The organism is Bradyrhizobium sp. BRP19, assembly GCF_020194195.1.
Taxonomy (GTDB): domain Bacteria; phylum Pseudomonadota; class Alphaproteobacteria; order Rhizobiales; family Xanthobacteraceae; genus Bradyrhizobium; species Bradyrhizobium yuanmingense.
The window spans coordinates 1-459 of the sequence record NZ_JADYVZ010000105.1; the positions used below are offsets into that span (position 1 = coordinate 1).

At 61.9% G+C, this 459-nt stretch carries 2 pseudogenes; both read left to right on the forward strand.

Annotated features, from left to right (window positions below):
* Window positions 1-197, forward strand: a pseudogene (locus I6F36_RS38690) (ornithine cyclodeaminase family protein); the annotation flags it as partial.
* A gap of 88 nt (window positions 198-285) precedes the next feature.
* Window positions 286-459: pseudogene (locus tag I6F36_RS38695) on the forward strand (transposase); the annotation flags it as partial.

Sequence of the window (459 nt, forward strand, 5' to 3'; positions counted from 1 at the left end):
AGGCGGGGGACCTCGTCCATCCGATCAATGCCGGGATCTTGTCACGAGAGGGCGTGAAAGGATCGCTCGCTGAACTCTGCAATGGAGCCGTCCACGGTCGCCAGTCCCGTGATGACATCACCATGTTCAAGGCGGTGGGCACAGCGCTGGCGGACCTCGCCGCTGCGAGTTTGATCTATAAAGGCTGGCGTGGGTAAAAGGTAATCGACGTGACGTGGGACGGGCGTCGTGCGAGACCACCCTCGGGACGGCTCACGGAGCTTCTGATGGAGTGCCAACCCAGGACTGGCCTATCCGTCGCACTACACCCACCGCGTTGCCATCGCCAACAGCCGCCTGATCGCCTGCGACGCGCAGCGCGTTACCTTTACGTGGAAGGACTACCGCATCGAGGGCCGTGATCGCTACAAGCAGATGACGCTCGCCACCTTCGAGTTCATCCGCCGCTTCCTCATACAC